We start from the raw sequence: 6,243 nt of genomic DNA on the forward strand, positions 1-6,243 counted from the left end.
GCTTGGCTGCGGCGCCACCATCGCGAGATTTTCCGCTATGCCCGAAATCTCGCGATCTGCTTGAGCATCGCGCGGTTTGTCGGTGATGACATCGCCGTGGCTCGCTCAAGGTCAGGCTCATCAGACCATCTTCGGAAAGCCGCGCCCAGCGCCTGGCCGTCCTTGACAAAGAACCACTTGCCAACAAGCGGCATGCTGGGCCGGTCGACGCCAAAGCCAAGCACACGCGCTATAATGTGGGGCACCAATTTGCGACGGCCTTCACCCATACGGGCTTCCATGCCTGACGTGAGATCGGCCACGCCGATGCTACTTCCTGCCGCCGTTGGGTACCGAGACGGGTCGATGAGAGTGAGAGTGCAGACCGGGTTTGCCGTGACGGGTTGAAGGTCGGGAGAGAGGCTCCTGGCGCCCGTCGCGGAGAACCGCGATGCCCAGAAACACCGCTAGCGCCCGTTCCGGCAACGACCGGCCAGGCCTCTATACGGCAATCACCGACAAGATCATCGCCGAGTTGGAAGCCGGACGCATTCCATGGGTGCAGCCCTGGGGCACGGCGGCGGCAAAGGCGCCGCTCGCCATGCCGGAAAACGCGTCGACCCACCGTCGCTACTCCGGCATCAACATTCTGATCCTGTGGGGCGCGGTCATCGAGCACGGTTTTACCGGCCAGAGCTGGCTGACATTCCGCCAGGCGCTTGGGCTCGGCGGCAACGTCAGGAACGGAGAACATGGGACGACCATCTTCTACGCCGACCGCTTCGTGCCCGACGATGAGCGTAACCGAGCCCGCGAGAGCGGGCACGAAGCACAGCCGGTCCCATTCCTCAAACGCTTCACAGTCTTCAACGCCGATCAATGCGAGAACCTTCCGGAGGACGTCGCCGCCGTCGCACCACCGCCTCCGCCGGGCATGATCGAACCGCAAGCAGAGGCGCTGATCCGGGCCACCGGCGCGGATTTTCGGATCGGAGGCAGCCGCGCCTTCTACAGCCCTGCGAGCGACTTCGTGCAGGTCCCGCCGCCAGCCGCCTATTTCGAACCCATCAACTGGCACCGTACCGCGTTCCATGAACTGGGGCATTGGTCGGGTCATTCCTCCCGCCTCGGGCGTGATATGGCCGGTTCCTTCGGCTCGAAATCCTACGCGCGGGAGGAACTGGTGGCTGAGATGGCCGGGGCCTTTGTCTGCGCTTCTCTCGCCATCGTGCCGACGGTGCGCCATGCCGACTACATCGGCTCGTGGCTGGCGGTCCTGCGCGAGGACAATCGCGCCATTGTCCGTGCCGCCAGCGCCGCCTCGAAGGCCGCCGAATTCATCCTCGGCTTCCAGCCTGGCGTGGATCAGCAAGCCACCGCGGCAGCGGCGAACGACAAACGGGAAGCGGCGTGGTGAGCCACGCAGAACCGGAGTCGGACCGCGCTTCGCCGGCTTCCCGGTTCGGTGGCCAGGAGAGTGAGAGGGGTGCCGGTATTTCATGACGGGTTTGGGTCGAGAGAGAGGCTCTCGGCCACCGTCGCGGAGAAAACACCATGGCTACTGCCGTTCAAAAGATCACCTTGTCGTCCTCGCGCGACATCCCTTTCAACAAGTTGGTGCTCGCCCAGAGCAACGTCCGGCGCATCAAGGCCGGCGTCTCGATCGAGGATCTGGCGGCTTCGATCGCCCGCCGGGGCCTGATCCAGAGCCTCCATGTTCGTCCCCTGCTCGATGCCGGCGGCGACGAGACAGGCATATTCGAGGTGCCGGCCGGCGGTCGCCGCTACCGCGCTCTCGAAATGCTCGTGAGCCAGAAGCGGCTTGCCAGGACCGCACCCGTTCCTTGTGTCATGGGCAACAACGCTGTCCTGGCGGAGGAAGTTTCGCTGGCCGAGAACATCGATCGCGTCCCACTTCATCCATTGGATGCCTATCGCGCGTTCAAGGACATGCGCGACAAGGGCATGTCGGAGGAGGAGATTGCCGCCGCTTTCTTCATCTCCGTCACCATCGTCAAGCAGCGCCTGAAGCTCACCGCCGTGTCGCCGGCGCTGCTCGATGTCTATGCCGACGCCGGAATGACGATCGCTCAACTCGAAGCGTTCTCGGTCAGTGACGACCACGCAAAACAGGAGCAAGTGTGGGAGGCGATCAACAACAGCTGGTCGAAAGAGCCATACCAGATTCGCCGCATGTTGACGGAGAACACTGTCCGCGCTTCCGACAAGCGTTCCGTGTTCGTTGGGCTCGATGCCTATGAGGCAGCTGGCGGCCAGGTGCTGCGTGACCTCTTCCAGTCGGATGACGGCGGATGGCTCCAAGACGCGCTGCTGCTCGACCGTCTTGTCGCCGAAAAGCTCCAGCTCACGGCTGATGAAATTGCCAATGAGGGCTGGAAGTGGATCGAGGTCGCGGTGAGCTTTCCCTACGGCGCCGCGAACGGCTTGCGTGAACTCCACGGCACGCCCGTTGACTTGACCGACGAGGAGCAGGCAACGCTCGGGGCGCTGCGTGACGAGTTCGACAAGCTGCAGGCGGAATACGAAGAGGCGGACGAGTTGCCCGATGAGATCGACCAGCGGTTTGGCGAGCTTGAAGCCGCCATTTGTGCGCTGGAGGCGCGCCCCGTCCACTTCGATCCGGTCGACATTGCAAAAGCGGGTGTCTTTCTCAGCGTTGACGCCGATGGATCGCTTCTCGTCGAGCGTGGCTATGTGAAGCCGGAGGACGAAGCTTCCGTTGCGCCCGATGGCGAGAGTGACTTCGGGGCCGGGGGAACCGACGATGGGGCGACGTCGGTCCAGCGGGCGGTAATTACCATCGGCGGCCAGCCAGCTCAGCCGCAGGATGATGAGGAGGATGGCATCAAGCCCTTGCCGGATCGCCTGATCATGGAACTGACCGCCGAGCGCACGCTGGCGCTACGCGACAAGCTCGCGAACGATCCGGCGATCGCCTACCTTGCCGTGCTCCACAAGTTCGTGCGCGACGTGTTTTCCCGCTACAGATCACAGGGTGTCGCGATGGAAGTCTCTGTCCGCGGCACGGTTTTCTCGGCCCAATCTGCCGAGCTTCGCGACACGCCTTACGCGCACGCGGTCGAAGTCCGCCACGCGGCCTGGGAAACCCGTTTGCCTGGGGGGGTCGACGACCTCTGGGATGCGCTTGCGGCGCTTACTGACGACGAGCGAGCCGCGCTTTTTGCCCATTGTGCATCCTTCGGCGTGAACGCCCTTTATGAAAAGGCCGATCGCTATGGGAACGGCGCTATCTCGGCACATGGCGTGCAGGAGCGTCTCACTGAGGCCGATCACCTGGCCCGGGTAGTCGGCCTCGACATGGTCGATGCCGGTTGGCGGCCGACGGTCGGCAACTATCTCGGGCGCGTCACCAAGGCACGTATTATCGAGGCCGTTCGCGAGGGTGAAGGCGAGAGCGCCGCCCAGCTTATCGACCACCTCAAGAAGGACGACATGGCCAAAGAGGCGGAGCGGCTGCTGGCCGACAGTGGCTGGCTGCCCGAACCGCTGCGGCTCATCGACCTCGATGCCGAGGGCGCGTCAAACGCGGACGAGGCAGACAAAGCGCTGCCCGATTTTCTCGCCGGTGACGACGAAGACAGTCGGGGCGACGAGAAGAGTGAGCAGCAACTCGACGCCGCGGAATAGCCTCGGCTTCGCGGATGATCTGGCTGCCCGGCACTTGCAAGAGCGCCGGGCCTTTTTGTGTGCGGTGGTCAGAGTGAGAGGGCGGGCGCGACGGGTTTGAGCCCGTCCGGTCAGAGAGAGCGCCGGAGGGCTTTCCCGTGTCGCTCTCCGAACGTCCGGTCAATTTCTGGAAGCTACGACCAGATCGGCGAGTACATCTTGGCCGGTCGCGCGGATCTGGGGATCTCGAGATTGCCGCTGGACCCACGCCTGTTTGAATGGGCGCCGCTCGGGTCGGCGCGCAACGTGTGCATCTTTCATCCCGACCACCGCTTTTCACAACAGACCTGTATCCAGGCGCACGACCTGGCTGGCGAAACGATCGTCGATATCGATCCCCAGTTCGCCGCCCACCAGATGAACTTCAATGCGTTGCGCTTCGCCGGCGTTGAGCCGAACATACTGGTGGAATTCGACTGCAACGGTCACGAGGCCGGATACGTTTCGGCTGGCCTGGGCATTTCCATAACCAATGAAATCATTGCGCGTGAATACGAAGCGTTTAACCTCGAAGCAAAACCGGTGGAACCGTCAGCTCTTTATCATTACGTCGCGATTTGGCAGAAGGGCAGGACCTTTTCGAATGCTCTGAGCGTGTCGCTCGAGGCGATTATCGCGGCCTTTTCCACCGCTCCTGCGAAAGGATGAGATTTCTCAGAGGGCGGCTAGAGAACGACGCTAGGCAGCCGGCGCGGCGCCTGCGGCCGCACTGGGAACTCAAGCCGTTTCCAAAACGCCTTGGAATTGAGCGAGTTGCTTTGGAAAATGATGAGCGAGGTAGCGTACCAGTTTGGGGCTATCCATCAGCCGGTTGAGGTGTCCTCGTACCGCTACAAGTTCGAGGCCCCACGAACCAATGTGCTCAGCGGAGTTTCGAAATTCCTGGCTCAACTCGGCCTGGCAGGGGCTGCGTGAAAAATGAGCTGCCCGCATTCGTAAACCGGCTAAGCCACTTGCTGCTGACTAACGGCTTGGAAGTGCGGCAGCGTCGCCTTTTGAAAAGCATGAGCTCGAGGCAGCCATTTCATACGGTTCCTGGCCGCATCAACCAGTTCCTCCTCGCGGGTAAGGCCGTTCACAAAGAGCTTTAGCAGGTGAGAAGCCGCTTTTTCGGCATCGGGCGAAGTAAGCGGCAATTTGCTCTCGTCGCACACAGTCGGGCAAATGCGAGACAACATTTCAATCTCGCACGGACCAAGGCAGTGACCAGGGTACAACATAATTTTCCTCCATACGGCTGTGGTTGCAAGACTAGCCTACGGACTGGGCCTGCCGGTGGTTCAACCTGGCGCGCATCAAGACCATCAGCACAGTCTCGTCTTTGATGCCTGTTTGAAACAGTCGGACCAACTCTGAGGCGAGTTCCCCGGCCTCAACAGAAGTGGTTAGAATCTCGTGTTCCTCACAAAGCTGCGAGAATACAATCCTCAGCGTGCCCAGTTCCTCAGGGAAAATAGGTTGCGCGCCGCCGATGGGGAAATTCATATGAACGTCCTTTGAATAATACTGATCTTGAGTGCTGAAGAATGGCTCCAAAGCCAGCAACGGTCATTATCATTTGCGTACAAGGCGGCGCTTGGTAAAAATCGTACAAAATTTCTTTGGAGGCGCCGGCGTGTGTTCCGAGACGCCAGCGCATGCAAGGATGGGCCGGAAACTGCGCTACCTTAAGCGGCCTCTATCTCTACCGACTAACGATGCTGTTCGTCATGATCTTTGGCGATGGATGATCCCTTCGATGACTCTCGCGTCGGCATCGTATTCCGCCGCCCGCGCGGCCATGTGCCAAGCTGTGTCTTTCCCGAGCGGCTTGACTTTTGCCGTCCGCATCGCGAACTCAGCTCTGGCGCGCCCTGAGAAGACTGCAAGGGGCCCCTCCGTGGGCAGTTGCTTGCCATCAAATGTAAGGACACCTCGTTGAAACACCCGAGCAGAGGCCCGTCACTGATTTCCCTGAAGTCCAGTGACGGGCGGCCTACTTCGTCAGACGTCGGCTAGCGCTAAATCTTTCTCGTAGGGCTGGAACAAGCTTTCGCAACCGAAGTTGGAAATGTGCTTGGTTGAGACAAGTCCAAGCTCTGGTGCAAGGCCCGTCGCTGTCAGTGTCCTTCAGCGGCGGGCTTCCTTCGTCAGACCCTCGACGGTCTCAATAATCGCCTGGGCAGAGCTTCGCCTTCGTGGATCGGTTCGGGGCCGTAGAGACCAAGGAGGGCTTCCTCAGATGGCAGCACGCCGGGCGGGCATACCTGCTCGTAGCCATTCGGACGAGCTTCAATGCGGCGCGTTCGCCAGTTTCTTCGGTTGCCACAGGGGCATCGGTTCCATGTGTCAAAGGTGAGGTCGGCACGATCAAGTTACCACGCACCGGTAACGGTGAGCGTGCCGACCCATCTGGGCACAAAGGTGGGCTAAATGACCAGGCCTGCAAGCTACTGGCAGAATGAAAGCGCAGCAATTAATCCTGTTGGCCTAGACTGCCCGTCAGGCCATTCCGCGATAGCACCATAGGCATAAGAGTCGGGGATATATTAGCTTGTGCTTGCGGCGGCCCACCCC

7 protein-coding genes are annotated in these 6,243 nt (G+C 61.0%); 3 read left to right on the top strand and 4 right to left on the bottom strand.

Features of this window, described 5'->3' with window-relative positions; all coding sequences use genetic code 11:
• Nucleotides 1-35: 35 nt before the first annotated feature.
• Entirely contained in the window at nt 36-302 is a 267-nt protein-coding gene (locus EN964_RS01250; RefSeq protein WP_127266534.1) for a hypothetical protein, read from the bottom strand.
• 128 nt (nt 303-430) lie between these two features.
• Between EN964_RS01250 and EN964_RS01255 the strand changes: the two genes are divergently transcribed.
• The 3 genes from EN964_RS01255 to EN964_RS01265 all read left to right on the top strand — a co-directional run bounded on the left by EN964_RS01255 (nt 431) and on the right by EN964_RS01265 (nt 4,335).
• Entirely contained in the window at nt 431-1,396 is a 966-nt protein-coding gene (locus tag EN964_RS01255) for an ArdC family protein (protein ID WP_127266535.1), read from the top strand.
• A gap of 137 nt (nt 1,397-1,533) precedes the next feature.
• Entirely contained in the window at nt 1,534-3,648 is a 2,115-nt protein-coding gene (locus EN964_RS01260) for a ParB/RepB/Spo0J family partition protein (protein WP_127270413.1), read from the top strand.
• A gap of 57 nt (nt 3,649-3,705) precedes the next feature.
• Nucleotides 3,706-4,335 carry a LysR family transcriptional regulator substrate-binding protein gene (locus tag EN964_RS01265; RefSeq protein ID WP_236383364.1) on the top strand — a complete coding sequence of 210 codons (630 nt, stop codon included), beginning with the start codon at nt 3,706-3,708 and terminating at the stop codon, nt 4,333-4,335.
• Between the two features lie 69 nt (nt 4,336-4,404).
• Here EN964_RS01265 and EN964_RS39340 read toward each other — a convergent pair whose 3' ends face one another.
• From EN964_RS39340 to EN964_RS01275, 3 genes are all read right to left on the bottom strand, one after another.
• Nucleotides 4,405-4,620 (bottom strand): plasmid partitioning protein RepB C-terminal domain-containing protein, encoded by a 216-nt coding sequence (locus EN964_RS39340; protein WP_372958892.1) that lies wholly within the window; start codon nt 4,618-4,620, stop codon nt 4,405-4,407.
• An 11-nt stretch (nt 4,621-4,631) separates the two neighbouring features.
• The gene (locus EN964_RS01270; protein WP_127270414.1) at nt 4,632-4,823 is read right to left on the bottom strand and encodes a hypothetical protein; all 192 of its coding nucleotides are present in this window, start codon (nt 4,821-4,823) and stop codon (nt 4,632-4,634) included.
• 115 nt (nt 4,824-4,938) lie between these two features.
• Nucleotides 4,939-5,172 (bottom strand): hypothetical protein, encoded by a 234-nt coding sequence (locus tag EN964_RS01275; RefSeq protein ID WP_127270415.1) that lies wholly within the window; start codon nt 5,170-5,172, stop codon nt 4,939-4,941.
• Nucleotides 5,173-6,243 lie beyond the last annotated feature (1,071 nt).

The sequence above is a fragment of the Mesorhizobium sp. M7A.F.Ca.CA.001.10.2.1 genome, assembly GCF_003998575.1.
Taxonomy (GTDB): domain Bacteria; phylum Pseudomonadota; class Alphaproteobacteria; order Rhizobiales; family Rhizobiaceae; genus Mesorhizobium.